Raw genomic sequence first — 17,156 nt, forward strand, 5'->3', positions numbered from 1 at the left:
CCTTTAGTTTAATTCCTTCAATTCTTCTTCGAGCAATTGCTTGAAGTGGAGGTCGGCATATATTCCTCCGAGTTCAACGAGTTCTTCGTGAGTTCCTTCCTCGGCTATTCTACCGTTATCGATCACGAATATTCTATCCGAATCTTTTACCGTGGAAATTCTGTGGCTGATAATTATGCTCGTTCTGTTTTTCATAAACTCTTTCAGTCGTTTAAGAATTTCTTCTTCGGTATGCGTATCGACGGCGGAGAATGAATCGTCGAGTATTAATATTTTCGGGTCGATAGCCAGAGCTCTAGCAAGCGACGTTCTTTGTTTTTGTCCTCCCGAAAGAGTTATGCCGCGTTCGCCTAAGATGGTATCGTATCCTTTCGGAAAAGATTCAACGTCCTTTGCCAATTGCGAAATTTGAGAGACGTACTTAATCAGTTCTTCGTCTTCTTTGCCGTTGCCGTAAACAATATTTTTAGCCAACGTGTCCGAGAACAGAAACGTTTCCTGCGGTACGAAGCCGATATTCTTTCTCAGGGTTTTAAGCGGTATTTTACGCACGTCTACTCCGTCGATTTTAACCGAGCCTTCCGTGACGTCGTAAAATCTCGGTATTAAATTTACAAGCGTTGTCTTGCCGCTTCCGGTTTTGCCAATAAAGGCGACTGTTTCGCCTTTGTTAATTTTCAAACTGATATTGTCAAGTACGGGCGGAAGATATTCGTTGTATCTGAAACTCACGTTTTCGAATTTGATTTGCCCTTCGATATTTTCAATCGAATAATCGGTTTCGTCGCCGTCTTTAATTTCGTACGGCTCGTTGAAAAATTTCAAAAGTCGTTTCATGCTTGCGTCTGCTTGTTGAACCAGATTGGCGACAAATCCGAAAGATATCATAGGCCAGATCAGCATCGACAGATACGCCACAAAGGCGACTATAATTCCGAGCGAAATTTTACCGTCGATTACCATTTTACCGCCGACAAAAATAACGATGATGGTAGAAAAGCCCGCAATTACAAAAAAGATTGGATGGAATAGCGCCTGAAGCCTCACCAGATCCATCTTTCTCTTAAGATATTCGTCGCTCTGTTTTGTGAATTCTTTTACTTCGTAATCTTCCCTTACGTACGATTTGACCACTCTTATACCCGAAAAGTTTTCCTGCGCCTTTTCCGTCAATTCGGAAAACTTTTCCTGTATCTTTGTATATTTTACGTGAACCTTTCTCATTACGATATAAACCAAATACGACAAAAAAGGCAGCGGCAGAAGTACGTAAAAAGTGAGCGCCGGACTGAGCGAAAGCATTATCGGAATTATCATCAGGAACAACGTGCCGTTGTCTATCGAATACATTACAGCCGGTCCTACAAACGAACGCACTGCGTTTATATCGTTTGTGGCATGCGACATTATATTTCCGGTAGAATTATTCTGAAAAAATCGCAGAGGCAGTTTTTGGATATGTTCCCAGAAATCTTGCCTCAGGTCGTATTCGATTTTTCTTGATGCAACTATTATAGTTTCGCGAATGAAAAACTGAAACACTCCGGCAATTAACGTTATGCCGACAGTATAAAGAGCATAATTTACAATCAGGTGAGTGTCCAGATTGTTTTCGAGCAGGTTAATGCTGTCTTTTATCAGAATCGGGACGAATACGGTTGCCACATTCGAAATCAGGATAAATAGGATTCCGAGCAGGTAACTGCTTTTATACCGGACAAAGTATTTTTTTAAATAGGTTAAGTTTCCGAACAACTTTTCGAAAGTCCTTTCTAATAATAAACAACCGCTATGGAAAAATAATTCCTCTTAAACGATATCAACCGATTATTTCGAAACCGGTATACTTTTGCAGAGCTTTCGGAACAATAACTTTTCCTTCGGGCGTTTGATAATTTTCGAGCAACGAAACCATTAGCCTGCTGGTGGCGAGTCCGCTGCCGTTTAAAGTATGCACAAACTCGGTCTTTTTAGAACCCTCGCGTTTGAAACGAATATTAGCTCTCCTCGCCTGGAACGCTTCGAAATTGCTGCACGAAGAAGCTTCGAGCCATTTTTTTTCTGCCGGCGACCACGTTTCGATGTCGTAACATTTTGCCGCCGAAAAACTTAGATCGCCCGTGCAAAGCAGGATTATTCTGTACGGTATATTTAAAGCCTGGAGAATATCTTCCGCGTCCCTGACCAATTTTTCGAGTTCATCGTAAGAATCCTCCGGCTTCGAAAATTTTACCATCTCCACCTTGTTAAACTGATGAACGCGCAAAAAGCCTTTCGACTCTTTACCGTACGAACCGGCTTCGCGTCTGAAACATGGAGTGTAGCCGACATATTTAATTGTCAGCTCGCTTTCGTTCAACACTTCATTCCGATGTATATTCGTGATAGGAACCTCGGCGGTAGGTATCGGATAGAGACCGTCCTTTTCGATAAAATACATATCCTCTTCGAGTTTGGGAATTTGTCCCGTGCCTTTCATTGAATCCCTGTTTACGAGAATCGGCGGAAGTATTTCCTTGTATCCGTGGTTCTGCAAATGAAAATCGAGCATAAAATTTATTAATGCGCGTTCGAGCGTTGCTCCGGCTCCTTTATAAAGCGGAAATCCCGAACCGGATATTTTAGTTCCTCTTTCGAAATCGAGTATGTCGAGTTTTTTACCGAGTTCGATATGATCGAGCATTTCGAAGTCGTTATCGAAGCTGAAGCCTTCAGGCAGCCACCTTCTAACTTCTACATTTTCATCGGCGCTGGCTCCGACCGGAACCGACTCGTGAGCCAGGTTCGGAGTCCATCTCAATATTTCGTCGAGTTCTTCGTCTATTTTGCGAAGCTCATTGTCAAGCTCCGCTATTTCGTCTCCGACCTTTTTCATCTCTGCGAATACGGCGGTAGTATCTTCGCCCTTCTTTTTCAATATCGGAATTTGTGACGATACTTTATTTCTTAGCGCTTTCAATTCGTCGTTGCGCGCTATAATTTTTCTTCTTTTCTCATCGAGTTCGAGAATCTGATCAACATTGTCGGCGGCGCCTTTGTCGCGCAATCCCTTTCTAACCAGGTCAGGATTTTCTCTTATGAATTTGATGTCGAGCATGTTTAATTCCTTTTTATTTCACTACAATATTATAAATTTTATTCGGAACATAAATTTCTTTAATTATCTGTTTGCCGTCGACGTAACCTTTGATTTTTTCGTCGTTGAAAATGATATTTTTTACTTCCTGTTCCGGAGTATCGACAGGCAATTCAATTTTAGCTCTGACTTTGCCGTTTACCTGCACTACGATAGTAACGGTCTCGTTTATAAGCGCGTCGGGGTCGGCTTCGAACCAGACCGGTTCTTCATAAATCGATTTTTCTTTGCCAAGCAAACTCCAACATTCCTCGCCGAGATGAGGAGCAAGCGGCGCCAGCATCGAAGCGAACCGTTCGAGCGTATATACTTGAATTTCCTTACGGCAATTGTCGATATTCTTAAGTTCGTTCAACAATTCCATCAAAGCCGCAACCGCCGTATTGAATCTGAAATTATCTATTTCAGCGTCGACTTTAACCAAAGTTTGATTGACTTTCTGATAAATCTTTTTTTCGTCGTCGGAAAGTTCGTTCAAGTCATATTTACTTTTTGCATGGGCGCCGGAAGCGATTCCTTTGTAATTTTCAAAAAGAGTATATGTTCTTTGCACAAAACGATCAACGCCTACAATTCCTTTATCGCTCCAGTCGCCTCCGAGCTCATACGGACCCATAAACATTAAATACATACGGAAAACGTCCGAGCCGTATTTTTCCAGGAACTCATTCGGATCGACCACATTGCCTTTCGATTTCGACATTTTGGCGCCTTGATTTGTAATTGTGCCCTGATGAATTAATTTCCGGAACGGTTCGTCGCTGTTTACCAATCCGATATCCCTCAGGAACTTATGAATAAAACGTGCATAGAGAAGGTGCATGGTAGCGTGTTCTGCGCCTCCTACATAAACGTCGACAGGAGTCCACTTATTTGCCAGTCCGGTATCGAACATCCCTTCCTCGTATCGGGGATTGAGATAGCGCAGATAGTACCAGGACGAATCGACAAATGTATCCATTGTATCGGGATCCCGCTTGGCAGGCGCGCCGCACTTGGGACAGGTTGTATTGATAAACTCTTCGCAACTTGCAAGAGGCGAGCCGCCGTCCGGTTTAAAGTTTACTTCATAAGGCAGCACAACGGGCAATTGGTCTTCCGGCACGGGAACTTCGCCGCACTTGTCGCAATGTATTATGGGAATGGGCGTTCCCCAATATCTCTGACGCGAAATCAGCCAGTCTCTCAATCTGTAATTAACGGTCCTCTTGCCGAGTCCTTGTTTTTCGATATCCTCTGATATTTTTTCGATTCCGACGTCGGAACTTAGACCGTTATACTTTCCGGAATTTATCATGACGCCCACATCGGTATAAGCTTCTTTCAATTCGTCTTCTTCATTCGTACCTGGCTGAAGAATAACTTTTTTGATTGGCAAGTTGAATTTTTTAGCGAACTCGAAATCGCGCTCGTCGTGTCCGGGCACAGCCATAACGCAGCCGGTGCCGTATGTAGCCAACACATAGTCCGCTATCCAGATAGGAACCTTTTCGCCGTTTATTGGATTTATGGCGTAAGCTCCGGTTGGAACTCCCGTTTTTTCTTTGGTCGTGGAAGTCCTTTCGACTTCGGTTAAAGACTTAATCGATTCGATGTATTTATCTACGGCGTCTTTGTATTCCGGTTTGGTAATTTTTTGCACAAGTTCATTTTCAGGAGCGAGCACGACGTAAGTAACTCCGAAGAGCGTATCGGGTCTGGTCGTAAACACTCTTATTTTTTCATCAGAGCCTTCGATAGAAAAATCGATTTCCGTTCCGTAACTTTTGCCGATCCAATTAATTTGCATTGTTTTGGTTTTTTCCGGCCAGTCGATTTTATTCAGACCGTCGAGTAACTCGTCCGCGTATTCAGTAATCTTGAAGAACCATTGAGTAAGATTTTTTTGAATAACGGTTGTTCCGCATCTTTCGCATCCGCCGTCGCCGAGCACCTGTTCTCTTGCCAGAACCGTTTGACACGAAGGGCACCAGTTGACCGGCGCATTTTTTCTGTATGCCAATCCTTTTTTATATAATTGCAAAAAGAGCCACTGATTCCATTTATAATATTCGGGCACGCAAGTCATCAATTCGGCGTCCCAATCGTACATACCGCCCATCCTTTCGAGCATAGCGCGAATGTCTTTAATGTTTTTGAGAGTGCTGTCCTGAGGATGAATGCCGGTCTTAATTGCGTAATTTTCGGCGGGCAGTCCGAATGCGTCGTATCCCATCGGCTCGAATACATTAAATCCTTTCAGCTTTTTGTATCTAGCAAACGAGTCGGTCGGTCCGTAATTGTACCAATGTCCGATATGCATTTTTGCCGCCGAGGGATAAATAAACATAACAAGTACGTAGAGTTTATTGTCGATTTTAGTCAAATCGGTTTTGAATACTTTTTTGTCTTTCCAGTATTTTTGCCACTTAAGTTCGATCGATTCAAAAGGGTATTTCATATTACACACAAAAATTGTTAGAAATTGAACTGAAACTTATCAAAAAAGGGCTGGTTAATCAAGAATAGTCAAATTATTAGGAAGCTTACTCTAAGATGGCATTCAGCCTAAACCGTTTAGCTCGCGCCTTAAATTGTGGGCGATTTTTGTTATTTTTGGAATTAACAATAAAGGGACGAGATGAAAAAATTAGCCGTAGTCGCATTAAGCGGAGGAATGGACAGTTGCGTGACGGCAGCTATTGCCCGCCAGGAATACGATCTGGCATTAATACATATTAATTACGGGCAGAGAACCGAAAATCGAGAACTGAAAGCATTTAACGATATAGCTGAATATTACAACGTAAAACACAAACTGGTAATTGACTATACGCACTTTTCGAAAATAGGCGGTTCGTCGCTGACCGACAGAAAGATAGAAGTAACCCGCGCAAATATCGAAAGCCGCGAGATACCATCTTCTTACGTTCCGTTCAGAAACGCAAATATCTTATCGGCATGCGTAAGCTGGGCGGAAGTCTTAAAAGCCGAAGCCGTTTTTATCGGAGCCGTTTATGAGGACGCCAGCGGTTATCCGGATTGCCGCCCGGAATTTTTCGAAGCTTTCGAAAAGATGGCTGACCTGGGCACAAAACCCGAAACCAAGATAAAAATCCACACGCCTATAATTCATCTGTCCAAAGCGGAAATAATAAAAAAGGGCGTTGAACTTAACGCTCCGTTGCATTTGACATGGTCGTGTTATCAAAACGAAGACGAGGCGTGCGGCGTATGCGACAGTTGCGCTTTCAGACTGCGCGGTTTTCAAACCGCTGGAATAGAAGACCCGATTCCATATAAAGTTCGTCCGGTGTATAAATAAAAGTTAGGTTTGGAATAATGAGAAATAATTTATTAACGATAAAAGAAGCAAGTATATGGATTAGTTCCGAATTAGAACGCGATATTACGCCCTCTAATATTTCTTATCTTGTTAATTACGGTAGGATTAAAAAATATAGCGATAATGGGAACACTCTCGTTAACAAAAACGAATTATTAGCTTACTATCGGACCTACTATGGTAAACGTCAATTAAATTGGACTGAAAAATTAGGGAATGATATAAATTGGCATTTATCATTTGAACAGTACAAAGAATCTGAGACTACAAAACATGTACACAGATTACATCCATACAAAGGAAAATTTATACCGCAGCTTGTTGAATATTTTTTGGATCAACATATCGATGAATTTAAAACGGAGGTCTTCTTTAATAAAGGCGATATAATATTAGACCCATTTTGCGGGAGCGGTACAACTTTAGTGCAAGCGAATGAACTTGGCATGCATGCCGTCGGAATTGATATATCGGCGTTTAATGCGCTAATAAGTAATGTAAAAATCGAGAAGTATGATTTATCGAATTTGTATTTAGAACTTAAAAATATTACCGAAGCCCTTAGACAATACAAAGCAGAATCGATAATCTTAGAATTCGAACAAAATCTCAACGAGGAATTAACTAAATTCAACAACGCATACTTCCCTTCGCCAGAATATAAAAGAAAAGTTAGAAAAGGCGAGATTAATGAAGAAATTTACGGTAAAGAAAAAGAAGAAGCATTTAATAAAATTTATAAAAACTTATTAAATAAATACAAGATAGAGGTTCGGCAAGAAAGAACAAATACATTTCTTGATGTTTGGTATACAAAAAGCGTAAGAGAAGAAATCGATTTTGTATTCAATTTAATCAAAAATATCAGAAATAAGAGAACAAAAAAACTAGCCACCGTTATACTGAGCAGAACTATAAGATCATGTCGAGCTACAACACATTCGGATCTAGCCACTTTAGTTAGTCCTGTCTATTCAACTTATTATTGTTCAAAACACGGCAAAATTTGCAAGCCTTTATTTTCAATTTTATCTTGGTGGGAAAGGTATACTAAAGATACTCTTAATAGGATTGCAGAATTCAATTCCCTTAGAACAGATACTTTTCAACATTGTTTTACCGGCGACAGTAGAACCATTGATATTTTTGATGCTGTAGATAAATTAGATCCTGATTTCGGCCAAAAATTAAAGAGGCAGAAATTTGCAGGAATCTTTTCAAGTCCCCCATATGTAGGACTAATCAATTATCACGAACAGCATGAATACGCTTATGAGCTATTTGGCTTTGAAAGAAATGACAGTTTAGAAATAGGGCCCTTATTTAAAGGGAAAGGGCAGAAAGCAAAAGAATCTTACATTGAAGGAATAGCTTCCGTGTTAATAAATAGCAAAAAATATCTTGCTAATAATTTCAGTATTTTCTTAGTTGCTAATGATAAGTATAATTTATACCCGGTTATAGCTAATAAAGCGGGACTTAAAATTGTGCAACAATTCAAACGACCTGTATTGAACAGAACGGAAAAAGACAAAGGAGCCTATTCAGAATCGATTTTTTTATTAAAGGAAAATAGTTAATGTCTCTCAGTACCCAACAAAAGCTTAAGGTTGTCGAAACTCTTAAAAACTCATTAAGAAACAAATTTGCAAAATATAAGCCCGAAACCTCAGCGATGCCTTTTCATACGCGTTTACTTGGCAAAGACAGATTAGCTCTATATCAGTTTATACACTCTCTTATAACTAACTTCGGTTTAACTATTTTCGAACCAGTTGCTCTTTCCATCGCTGAAAGTAAATTTAATGTTGCCAAATCACAATACAAAGTAGGAGATAGAATATCGGAAGATTCGCTTTACGTTATACAAAAAATCATGGATAATTTAACTTCGGCTACAACAAGACCAGATAAAATCAAAGAATTAGAATTGATTCGTCAGTCAATCAACCCATCAAAAACTAGAAAAACCAAGCCAACCGTCACTGACCTTTTTTTACAAGATAGAAAAGGCAATACTTTTTTAATTGATATAAAAACAGCGAAACCTAACAAGGGTAATTTTAAAGAATTTAAACGGACGCTTCTAGAATGGGCTGCAGTTGCTCTTCTTAATGATCCCAATGATAAAATTAATACGCTCCTGGCAATACCATACAATCCTTATGAACCCAATCCATATGCTCGCTGGACAATGGCTGGCATGATAGATATTAAGAATGAACTAATGGTTGGAAAAGAATTTTGGGATTTCCTTGGGGGTAAAGGAACATACGATGATTTATTAATATGTTTCGAAACCGCAGGCATTGATATGAGAGATGAAATTGACAACTATTTTTCTAAATTTAACAGGTAATAAATATGAACGAAAAACAAAAAATACTCGAGACCTTTCCGAACCCAAATCCGGAAAGAGATTATATCATTATCCATACGGCGCCGGAATTTACTTCGCTTTGTCCCAAAACCGGTCAACCGGATTTCGCGACTATCATTCTGGAATATATTCCCGACAAACTCTGCGTCGAATTGAAATCGTACAAATTCTACCTCCAGTCATTCCGGAACGACGGCATCTATTTCGAAGCCGTTACAAACAGAATACTGAACGACCTCGTTGAAGTGCTTCAACCGAGAAAAATGAAACTGACCGCAAAATTCAACACTCGCGGCGGCATCCACTCCGACATTATTGCTGAATATAAAAAGGAACAATAGCCACAAGCTATTGAAGTCAATAACCGATCGCACCCGATCAAAAAAACGTGAGGTCACAAAATGGCAAAACGGAAAATCAAAAGGAGCTGGGCTGAACCATTCAAAATCAAAATGGTAGAACCCATTAAAATGACAACGCGCGAATACCGGGAAAAATGCGCAAAAGAAGCCGGTTACAATACCTTCCTGCTCAAATCTGAAGACGTTTACATCGATCTGCTCACCGACAGCGGAACAAACGCAATGAGCGACTATCAATGGGCAGGCTTGATGATGGGAGACGAAGCTTACGCGGGCAGCAGAAATTTCTACTACCTGTGGGACAATATCAAAAAATATTACGGCATGCCATACTTTGTTCCCACGCACCAGGGCAGAGCCGCAGAGCACATCATCTCCAGAATTATGATTAAACCAGGCGATTATATCCCCGGCAATATGTACTTTACAACAACCCGATTGCATCAGGAATTAGCCGGCGGCACATTCGTCGACGTGATTATTGACGAAGCTCACAAACCACAAAACAAACATCCCTTCAAAGGCAATATCGATACGGACAAACTTGAGGATTTGATAAAGAAAGTCGGCGCAAAAAAAATTCCGTATATCAGCATGGCCGGACCTGTTAATATGGCGGGCGGTCAACCATTTTCAATGCAAAACCTCAAAGAAGTGCATAAAATTGCAAAGAAATACGGAATAAAATTATGGTTAGACGCAACGCGCGCCACGGAAAACGCTTATTTTATTAAAGTCCGCGAAAAAGGTTACGAAAAAAAATCGATCGAACAAATTTTAAAAGAAATGTGCGGCTATTTCGACGGAATTTGGGTAAGCGCAAAAAAAGATCTGATGGTGAATATCGGCGGCTTTTTGGCAACCCGCAACAAAAAGGTTTACGAAGAAGCCCGCAATATGGTTGTGGTTTATGAAGGACTTCATACCTACGGAGGACTCGCCGGCAGGGACATGGAAGCCATGGCGAGAGGCATTGAAGAAATGGTAAAATACGAAAATGTAAGTTCCCGCGTAGGGCAGGTGGAATATTGCGGCAAACAGCTCGAGAAATACGGCGTGCCTCTCGTTTATCCGTTCGGCGGACATGCCATTTTTCTGGATGCAAAAAAATTCTTGCCGCATCTTAAACAGGATTTATTCCCGGCTCAATCGCTGGCAGCCGAAATTTATATCGACAGCGGCGTCCGCGGTATGGAACGCGGAATTGTATCTGCCGGCAGAGATCCCAAAACCGGCGAAAACCGTTATCCCAAACTCGAATTGGTTCGCTTGACTTTTCCGCGCCGCGTCTATACTCAATCCCATATCGACGTTACCGTCGAATCGATAGCTCAGGTTTATCAGGACAGGAAGAAAATCAAAGGATTAAAAATGGTATACGAACCAAAATATTTGAGATTCTTCCAGGCAAAATTCGTAAAATTGTAAAGTCAATTTTCAAAAGGTGTTTACGGGACTGGCAAAGATTATTCGGACGGATTGTCAGTCCCGATTATTTAAATATGAACGAAGCGCTCAAATTAAAAGAAATATTTTTTGCGGAACGGGATCTTGTTTTTAACGACTCCGATCTGTTAAAAGACGCGTTTAAGTTTTCTATCCGATGGAGCGTGCTGGTTGAAGAATTTATTCTGAGAGCTCTTAAAGACATTAAACTCGACTGCGCCATTGCATCCGTCGGCAGCTTTGCAAGACGCGAACTTTCTCCTTATTCGGATATCGATATAATGTTCATCTACGACAAAGTGCCGCGAAACGACGACGCTATTAAACAGTGCGTTACAATCCTCTGGGATACCGGCATTGAAGTGTCGCATACCGTCAGAGATTATTCCGACATAAATAAATTTCTAAAAGAAGACCTGCACGCATTCACTCAATTTTTCGAAACGCGCTTTATATGCGGCAGCGACGAAATCTACAAAGAATGGAACAAAAAAGTTTTAAGCTCTCTCAAGCAGGAAACCAAGAAGAATCTTATTAATGAATATTTCGTAGACATAAACCTCAGGTACCAGAAATACGGCTCTTCGGCAAAAGTGCTCGAGCCGAACGTTAAATTTACCGCAGGCGGTTTAAGGGACCTGCAGGTATTGCAATGGATCTACTCGCTTAAAAACGATATTATAATCGATACTCAAAAAGAGATAACTCAAACGGAAGTTTTTTTAGAACTTCTTAAAAAGGATAAAATACTAATTCCAAAAGCCGCCAAACGGCTGCTAGAGAGTTACAAATTCATATTAAACACACGAAATCATCTTCATCTGATATCGGGACACAAAAATGACCGGCTGGAATTCAGCGACCAGGAAAAGATTGCCCGACGACACGGATACACCGACAGCAACTGGAAAGAATATATGCGCAGATATTTCGACGCGTCTAATGTTATTAAACGTTTTACGATAACAATGTCCAAGCGTTTTGAAGACGAAATGTCGAAACCGATATCGGACTTTCTTTCCATTCCCCTCGACGAAGATTTTACGATGAAAGGCAATATAATATATCTCGCCAGCGACATAGAACTGACAATGTCGGTTATACTGCGGGCATTTTACTACAGAGGCTTACACGATGCGCGATTCGACGACGTACTCCGTTCCAAAATTATTGAAGCCGTTATCGACCTGGAAGAATCGAAAGACGCGGAACATCAATCTTCTGTCTTTTTCAGAGAGATACTCAGACTGCCAAAAAATGTAAGCAAAACGCTCAACGTAATGAACGAGCTGGGAGTTCTGGGCGCATTCCTGCCGGAATTCGGCGAACTGGTAAATTTTTTCCAACCGGGCGTTTATCACTGCTATACAGCCGACGAACATACATTGATTGCATTGACCAATCTCGAAAATCTCAGACACGAATCGAACACACTCAGCCGCCTCTTTCTGAGCATAAAAAACAAAGACATTTTATATCTCGCCGTGCTTTTTCACGATATTGCAAAACCGATTACTATATCGGGACATGAAATAATCGGAGCGGAAATTGCAAGCTCCGTTATGGAAAGACTCGGCTACAGCGTAGAAGAAATTCAAAAAGTTCAATTTCTCGTTCGGCACCATCTTACAATGGAACAAGTGGCTTTCAGAAGAAATTTGAACGACCCTACAACTTTGAATATCTTCTCGGATTTATTCCCGGACACCGAACTGCTCGACTTGCTTTACTTGCTTACGTACGCCGATCTTTCCGCTGTTTCTCCCGTCGTATGGACTCAATGGAAAGGCGAATTGCTCTATGAACTTTATCATAAAACCAAACGTATGCTCGAAGAAAGAATTACAGGCGAAGAACTTTTAGCGTCGAGTATGCTCGAAATAATGGAACAATCCGAAGTCTTTTCCGACAAAACGGTTAAAGAGCACATCGAATCGATCGACGATCTGGGTTATTTGCAATTTTATTCGGCGGAAGAAATTAATCAGCATATCGAAGAAATTGAAAAAGGTTCGAAAGCGTCCGTCTTTTTCAAAGAAGAAGCCGGATATACCTCGATAACCGTTATCACACGCGATTCCGAAGCTCTGTTGTCAAGGCTCTGCGGCGCTCTGTCGATTAACGATCTCAACATACACGACGCAAAAATATTTACGCGCAAAGACGGAATTGTAATTGATAATTTTAACGTAACTGACTTCAGAACGAACGAAGCAGTGGATAAATCTCGCTACGATAAAATAAAATCGGATTTGATTTTAGCGGCTTTAAACGAGCTTCAGATTACAAAAGAATTCAATCGCATTAAATCCAAATGGTGGCGACTCGAAAACAAACTTTTTAAGCGCAAAGGCAAAGTTAAAATAGTTTTCGAAAAGCACGACCGATATACAATCATCGACGTTTTTTCGCCTGACAGACTCGGACTATTGTATCAGATAACACGTAAAATGAACGAGCTCGGTCTGTCGATTTACTTTGCTAAAATTAACACAAAAGCTGATGATATAGTCGATTCGTTTTATATACTCGACCGTCACAAACGTAAAGTCTCCGCCAACGATTACGAACTTATCATTCAGCAGCTAACCGAAACAATAGAAGAAATGCTATAGGTGAAAAATTGAATTTTATGAACAGAACGAACCCGATCGGATTTTTCGATTCGGGTATAGGAGGTTTAACGGTTGTAAGAGCGGTTACAAACCTGATGCCGAACGAAAACATAGTTTATTTCGGCGATACTGCCCGCGTTCCCTACGGAAGCAAATCCAACGACACTGTAATCGAATATTCGATTCAAGCCGCAAACTTTTTGCTGAGGAAAAACATTAAACTGCTGGTTGTGGCGTGCAACACAGCGTCTTCCGTGGCTCTCAATGAATTGCGCAGATTTCTTACGGTGCCTGTAATCGGTATGATAGAACCGGGCTCTCAAATGGCTCTATCGGAATCGAGGAATCGTAAAATTGGAGTTATAGGCACTTACGCTACTATCAACAATAAAGCTTATTCGAAACAAATCAAAAAACTCGACCCCAAAGCGCAGGTGTATGAAAAAGCATGTCCTCTCTTTGTGCCGCTCGCCGAGGAAGGCATGACAAATCATAAAGCAGCCGAATTGATAGCCAAAGAATATCTTACGGAATTAAAGGATAAAAACATCGACAGCCTTATACTCGGATGCACTCATTACCCTCTTCTGAGCGATACTATTCAAAAAGTAATGGGAAAAAAAGTTAAACTAATCGACTCGGGCACGCCCGCGGCAAAAATAGTGCAAGACTATCTCAACGGCAGGCAATTGCGCAACAATTCCGTTCACGAAGGTCAACACGAATATTACGTAAGCGACCTTCCGGCAAAATTCAAAGCGATTGCGGAACGCTTCCTGGGCAAGAAAATTAAGAATATCCACAAAGTTGAACTTGAAGAATTGACGAACGAGTGAAATAAGGAAATAGTTTTGTTAGCGGTTATTCGTTTTTTTAGTTCAACGTTCAAGGTTTTGGGGGTCAAGGTTAGGTGTGTGATTAGGGATTAGGGATCAGGGGTTAGGGGGCAACGTTCTTGGTTTGGGAGTTATTTGTTTGTCATTCAAATTTATACAACAAAAAACGCCAGCACTTCCTCACACCCCCACTTCAGCGTTCCTAACGCCCGCGCTTCAGCACGACGAACCTGCCTACTTGTTAATCCTGAAATCCTGACAATAAAGTCTGAACATCATCAATCCGCTGATTGTCTTTGCGTCGACTATTTCGCCGCTGCGGATCTTTTCTTCGGCTTCTTCGAGCGTCATTTCGAGCAGTTCCATATCCTCTTCCCCTTCTTCGCGCGCGTGTTCTCCTTCTCTTAAATTTTCAGCGAGATAGATATGAAGCGTTTCATTACAGAAACCCGGAGTGGTATAAATCTTACCTAATTTGACAACCTTTTCCGGCGAAAAGCCTGTTTCTTCTTTTAGTTCTCTAACGGCGCATTTTTCGGGGTCTTCGCCTTTATCGAGTTTTCCGGCTGGTAATTCTACGACAAATTCGTTATGAGGATATCTGAATTGTTTTACAAAAATAATCTTCCCGTTTGACTTCAGCGGGAGAACGACGGCTCCTCCCGGATGAACCGCAACCTGACGCGTTGCCAGATTACCGCTGCCGTTATACTGAATATCGTCAACTTTTACGCTGAATACTTTTCCTTCGAAAACTATATTGCTTTTTATTACTTTGAAATTCATTCGTTCCTCTTATTAAATTAGTTCCGCTCCCGCTTGTATTTATGCGGCTTCAAAAAATTGTCTCCCGCTTTATTACAAACATATAATTAACCGCCGAGACGCAAGACGCTTCTAAAAAAATTCCCGGCGTTTTCCTGCGAAATCGGCGGTTAATTATTTACGTTGAAAAATTCAGTTTCAGACCGACGATGAATCGACAGTTAAACCTGATTCGAAAGATAACCGTCGAGACCCATCTGCTCGATTTGAGCGCGCTGCTTTTCAGCCCATTCAACGTGTCCTTCTTCCATCTTTAGAATTTTGGTCAACAATTCGGCTGTCGATTCGTCGCCAACTTTACGCGCTAGAGCAATGGCGTCGTTATAAGCTTTTACCGCGTCAGCTTCGGCTTCCTGGTCGTTGTTGATAAAATCCGGGACCGATTTCCCGATATTCATTTTTTTCAGTTTGTTTACGACCGGCATTCCTTCCAAGAAAAGGATTCTCTGGATTAGCCATTCTGCATGGTGCATTTCGTCGATAGCCTGTTTTTCGATGGCTTCGTGCAATTTTCCGTAGCCCCATTGTTCGCACATTTCGGAATGAACCATATACTGGCTAATGGCTGTTAATTCGTCAGCCAATAAATCGTTCAATACATCGAGTAATTTTGCATCTCCTTTCATCTTTACATCTCCCAATTATTTTGTGAGTTATTCATTTAATATTTTCTCTATTTTGTTCAGCTCTTCCGAACTAAATTCAAGATTGTCGAGCGCTTTGACGGCGTCTTCGATCTGTTCCACTTTGCTTGCGCCGATTAATGCGGAAGTAATAACCGGTTTTCGCAATACCCACGCTATTGCCATTTGAGCCAAAGTTTGATTTCTGCCTGCGGCTATCTCGTTCAGTTTTTTCACTTTTTCAAGTTTATCCTGAGTAATTCTTTCGGGTTTCAAAAAGCCCCACGGTTTGGAAGCGCGCGAACCTTCCGGAATTCCTTTTAAATATTTATCGGTAAGCAGTCCCTGTTCCAGCGGAGAAAATACGATGGCTCCAACTCCTTCCTTTTCGAGCAAGTCGGTTAAACCGTCTTCAATCCATCTGTCGAACATACTGTAACGAGGTTGATGAATTAATAAATGATGACCCATTTGCTTCAGGATATCGACCGCCTTTTTAGTTTCTTCGGGCTTGTATTGTGAAATTCCGACATACAAAGCTTTTCCGCTTCTTAAAATCTGGTCGAGCGCGCCCATTGTCTCTTCCAGAGGAGTTTCAGGGTCGGGACGATGATGATAAAAAATATCGACATACTCCAATCCCATTCTTTTAAGGCTTTGATCGAGGGATGCGATCAAATACTTACGCGAGCCGAAGTCTCCGTAAGGGCCCGGCCACATTCCCCATCCCGCCTTTGTGGAAATGATTAATTCGTCTCTGTAAGGCTTCAAATCTTTTTTCAAAATGACCCCGAAGTTTTCTTCTGCGGAGCCCGGAGGCGGTCCGTAATTGTTTGCCAGATCGAAATGAGTAATGCCGAGATCGAACGCGCGGCGTACAATAGCCCGCCCGTTTTCGAAAACGTCGACTCCGCCAAAGTTATGCCACAATCCCAATGAAATTGCCGGTAGTTTTAAGCCGCTCTTCCCGCAGCGGTTGTATTTCATTTTGTCGTATCTGTTTCCGGAAGCTAAATATTCCATTTTCCCTCCGTTTCTTGAAAAATAACCATACAAAGATAATCTAAATTTTATTTAAATTTTAGTGGGAATTCTCTAACGAGCATCAGATATTTGAGTGTGTCCATAATTATTGAGAACAGAATAAATTATTATTAAACAAAGTAATTTTTTATATGGAAATGTATTAGCGTTGATTTTCGCAGAATCATTAATGCAGCGTATAGCATGAATGGCGGATAAGAATTATTATTCATATTTATCGCGTTTGTACTTTTAGCTGTCCATCCGATCCGGAATAAAACTATTATATGATTAAAACAAAGTAATAAATTCCGGTTTCAATTCACAACGCGTCCGTCGAACAAATTTATTATTCTGTTTGCGAATTTCGCATATTCGGGCGAGTGGGTTACTTTCAGACTTCCGTAAAGATATAATGGATTTACTAATGGATCATCACAAAGATTTCATAGCTGTGTTATATTAAATACATATATAAAAAACGGAGAGCATCATTCATAATCATATATTGCTCTCCGCTAATTTCTATTAATCAATTATTCGCCTTATTTCATCAAAGTCATTTTACCGACTGCAGAATATTTT

General features: G+C 41.0%; 13 protein-coding genes. 7 read left to right on the forward strand and 6 right to left on the reverse strand.

Features of this window, described 5'->3' with window-relative positions; all coding sequences use genetic code 11:
• Nucleotides 1-3 precede the first annotated feature (3 nt).
• From ACSSWA_RS08280 to leuS, 3 genes are all read right to left on the reverse strand, one after another.
• Nucleotides 4-1,755 carry an ABC transporter ATP-binding protein gene (locus ACSSWA_RS08280; protein WP_437356098.1) on the reverse strand — a complete coding sequence of 584 codons (1,752 nt, stop codon included), beginning with the start codon at nt 1,753-1,755 and terminating at the stop codon, nt 4-6.
• 64 nt (nt 1,756-1,819) lie between these two features.
• Nucleotides 1,820-3,097 carry a serine--tRNA ligase gene (gene serS, locus ACSSWA_RS08285; RefSeq protein ID WP_437356099.1) on the reverse strand — a complete coding sequence of 426 codons (1,278 nt, stop codon included), beginning with the start codon at nt 3,095-3,097 and terminating at the stop codon, nt 1,820-1,822.
• Nucleotides 3,098-3,110: 13 nt separating this feature from the next.
• Nucleotides 3,111-5,576: a leucine--tRNA ligase gene (leuS, locus tag ACSSWA_RS08290; RefSeq protein ID WP_437356100.1), complete on the reverse strand. Its 2,466-nt coding sequence runs from the start codon at nt 5,574-5,576 to the stop codon at nt 3,111-3,113.
• Nucleotides 5,577-5,756: 180 nt separating this feature from the next.
• Between leuS and queC the strand changes: the two genes are divergently transcribed.
• The 7 genes from queC (at nt 5,757) to murI (ending at nt 14,100) form a co-directional block, all read left to right on the forward strand.
• Complete coding sequence (gene queC / locus ACSSWA_RS08295; protein WP_437356101.1) at nt 5,757-6,440, forward strand: 7-cyano-7-deazaguanine synthase QueC; 684 nt, start codon at nt 5,757-5,759, stop codon at nt 6,438-6,440.
• A gap of 17 nt (nt 6,441-6,457) precedes the next feature.
• A complete protein-coding gene (locus tag ACSSWA_RS08300) occupies nt 6,458-8,041 on the forward strand; it encodes a DNA methyltransferase (RefSeq protein ID WP_437356102.1) in 1,584 nt (527 codons plus the stop codon).
• On the forward strand, nt 8,041-8,820 hold the full coding sequence (locus tag ACSSWA_RS08305; RefSeq protein WP_437356103.1) for a TdeIII family type II restriction endonuclease: 780 nt from the start codon (nt 8,041-8,043) through the stop codon (nt 8,818-8,820). Before ACSSWA_RS08300 ends, ACSSWA_RS08305 begins: the two co-directional genes overlap by 1 nt.
• A 5-nt stretch (nt 8,821-8,825) precedes the next feature.
• On the forward strand, nt 8,826-9,182 hold the full coding sequence (gene queF, locus ACSSWA_RS08310; RefSeq protein ID WP_437356104.1) for a preQ(1) synthase: 357 nt from the start codon (nt 8,826-8,828) through the stop codon (nt 9,180-9,182).
• A gap of 60 nt (nt 9,183-9,242) precedes the next feature.
• The gene (locus ACSSWA_RS08315) at nt 9,243-10,631 is read left to right on the forward strand and encodes a tyrosine phenol-lyase (protein WP_437356105.1); all 1,389 of its coding nucleotides are present in this window, start codon (nt 9,243-9,245) and stop codon (nt 10,629-10,631) included.
• 74 nt (nt 10,632-10,705) lie between these two features.
• A complete protein-coding gene (gene glnD, locus ACSSWA_RS08320) occupies nt 10,706-13,264 on the forward strand; it encodes a [protein-PII] uridylyltransferase (protein WP_437356106.1) in 2,559 nt (852 codons plus the stop codon).
• 17 nt (nt 13,265-13,281) lie between these two features.
• Complete coding sequence (murI, locus tag ACSSWA_RS08325) at nt 13,282-14,100, forward strand: glutamate racemase (RefSeq protein WP_437356107.1); 819 nt, start codon at nt 13,282-13,284, stop codon at nt 14,098-14,100.
• 234 nt (nt 14,101-14,334) lie between these two features.
• On the opposite strand, the gene ACSSWA_RS08330 is transcribed toward murI, so the two are convergent.
• The 3 genes from ACSSWA_RS08330 to mgrA all read right to left on the reverse strand — a co-directional run bounded on the left by ACSSWA_RS08330 (nt 14,335) and on the right by mgrA (nt 16,571).
• A complete protein-coding gene (locus ACSSWA_RS08330; RefSeq protein WP_437356108.1) occupies nt 14,335-14,886 on the reverse strand; it encodes an NUDIX hydrolase in 552 nt (183 codons plus the stop codon).
• 200 nt (nt 14,887-15,086) lie between these two features.
• On the reverse strand, nt 15,087-15,551 hold the full coding sequence (bfr, locus tag ACSSWA_RS08335; protein WP_437356109.1) for a bacterioferritin: 465 nt from the start codon (nt 15,549-15,551) through the stop codon (nt 15,087-15,089).
• 27 nt (nt 15,552-15,578) lie between these two features.
• Entirely contained in the window at nt 15,579-16,571 is a 993-nt protein-coding gene (gene mgrA / locus ACSSWA_RS08340; RefSeq protein ID WP_437347694.1) for an L-glyceraldehyde 3-phosphate reductase, read from the reverse strand.
• Between the last annotated feature and the right edge of the window lie 585 nt (nt 16,572-17,156).

The sequence above is a fragment of the Melioribacter sp. Ez-97 genome, from assembly GCF_051488665.1.
GTDB lineage: Bacteria > Bacteroidota > Ignavibacteria > Ignavibacteriales > Melioribacteraceae > Melioribacter.

Excerpts from the sequence above, each read along its gene's own strand:
- serS (WP_437356099.1), bottom strand. The coding sequence starts at position 3,097 with ATGCTCGACATCAAATTCATAAGAGAAAATCCTGACCTGGTTAGAAAG.
- leuS (WP_437356100.1), bottom strand. The coding sequence starts at position 5,576 with ATGAAATACCCTTTTGAATCGATCGAACTTAAGTGGCAAAAATACTGG.
- queC (WP_437356101.1), top strand. The coding sequence starts at position 5,757 with ATGAAAAAATTAGCCGTAGTCGCATTAAGCGGAGGAATGGACAGTTGC.
- ACSSWA_RS08300 (WP_437356102.1), top strand. The coding sequence starts at position 6,458 with ATGAGAAATAATTTATTAACGATAAAAGAAGCAAGTATATGGATTAGT.
- ACSSWA_RS08305 (WP_437356103.1), top strand. The coding sequence starts at position 8,041 with ATGTCTCTCAGTACCCAACAAAAGCTTAAGGTTGTCGAAACTCTTAAA.
- queF (WP_437356104.1), top strand. The coding sequence starts at position 8,826 with ATGAACGAAAAACAAAAAATACTCGAGACCTTTCCGAACCCAAATCCG.
- ACSSWA_RS08315 (WP_437356105.1), top strand. The coding sequence starts at position 9,243 with ATGGCAAAACGGAAAATCAAAAGGAGCTGGGCTGAACCATTCAAAATC.
- glnD (WP_437356106.1), top strand. The coding sequence starts at position 10,706 with ATGAACGAAGCGCTCAAATTAAAAGAAATATTTTTTGCGGAACGGGAT.
- murI (WP_437356107.1), top strand. The coding sequence starts at position 13,282 with ATGAACAGAACGAACCCGATCGGATTTTTCGATTCGGGTATAGGAGGT.
- ACSSWA_RS08330 (WP_437356108.1), bottom strand. The coding sequence starts at position 14,886 with ATGAATTTCAAAGTAATAAAAAGCAATATAGTTTTCGAAGGAAAAGTA.
- bfr (WP_437356109.1), bottom strand. The coding sequence starts at position 15,551 with ATGAAAGGAGATGCAAAATTACTCGATGTATTGAACGATTTATTGGCT.
- mgrA (WP_437347694.1), bottom strand. The coding sequence starts at position 16,571 with ATGGAATATTTAGCTTCCGGAAACAGATACGACAAAATGAAATACAAC.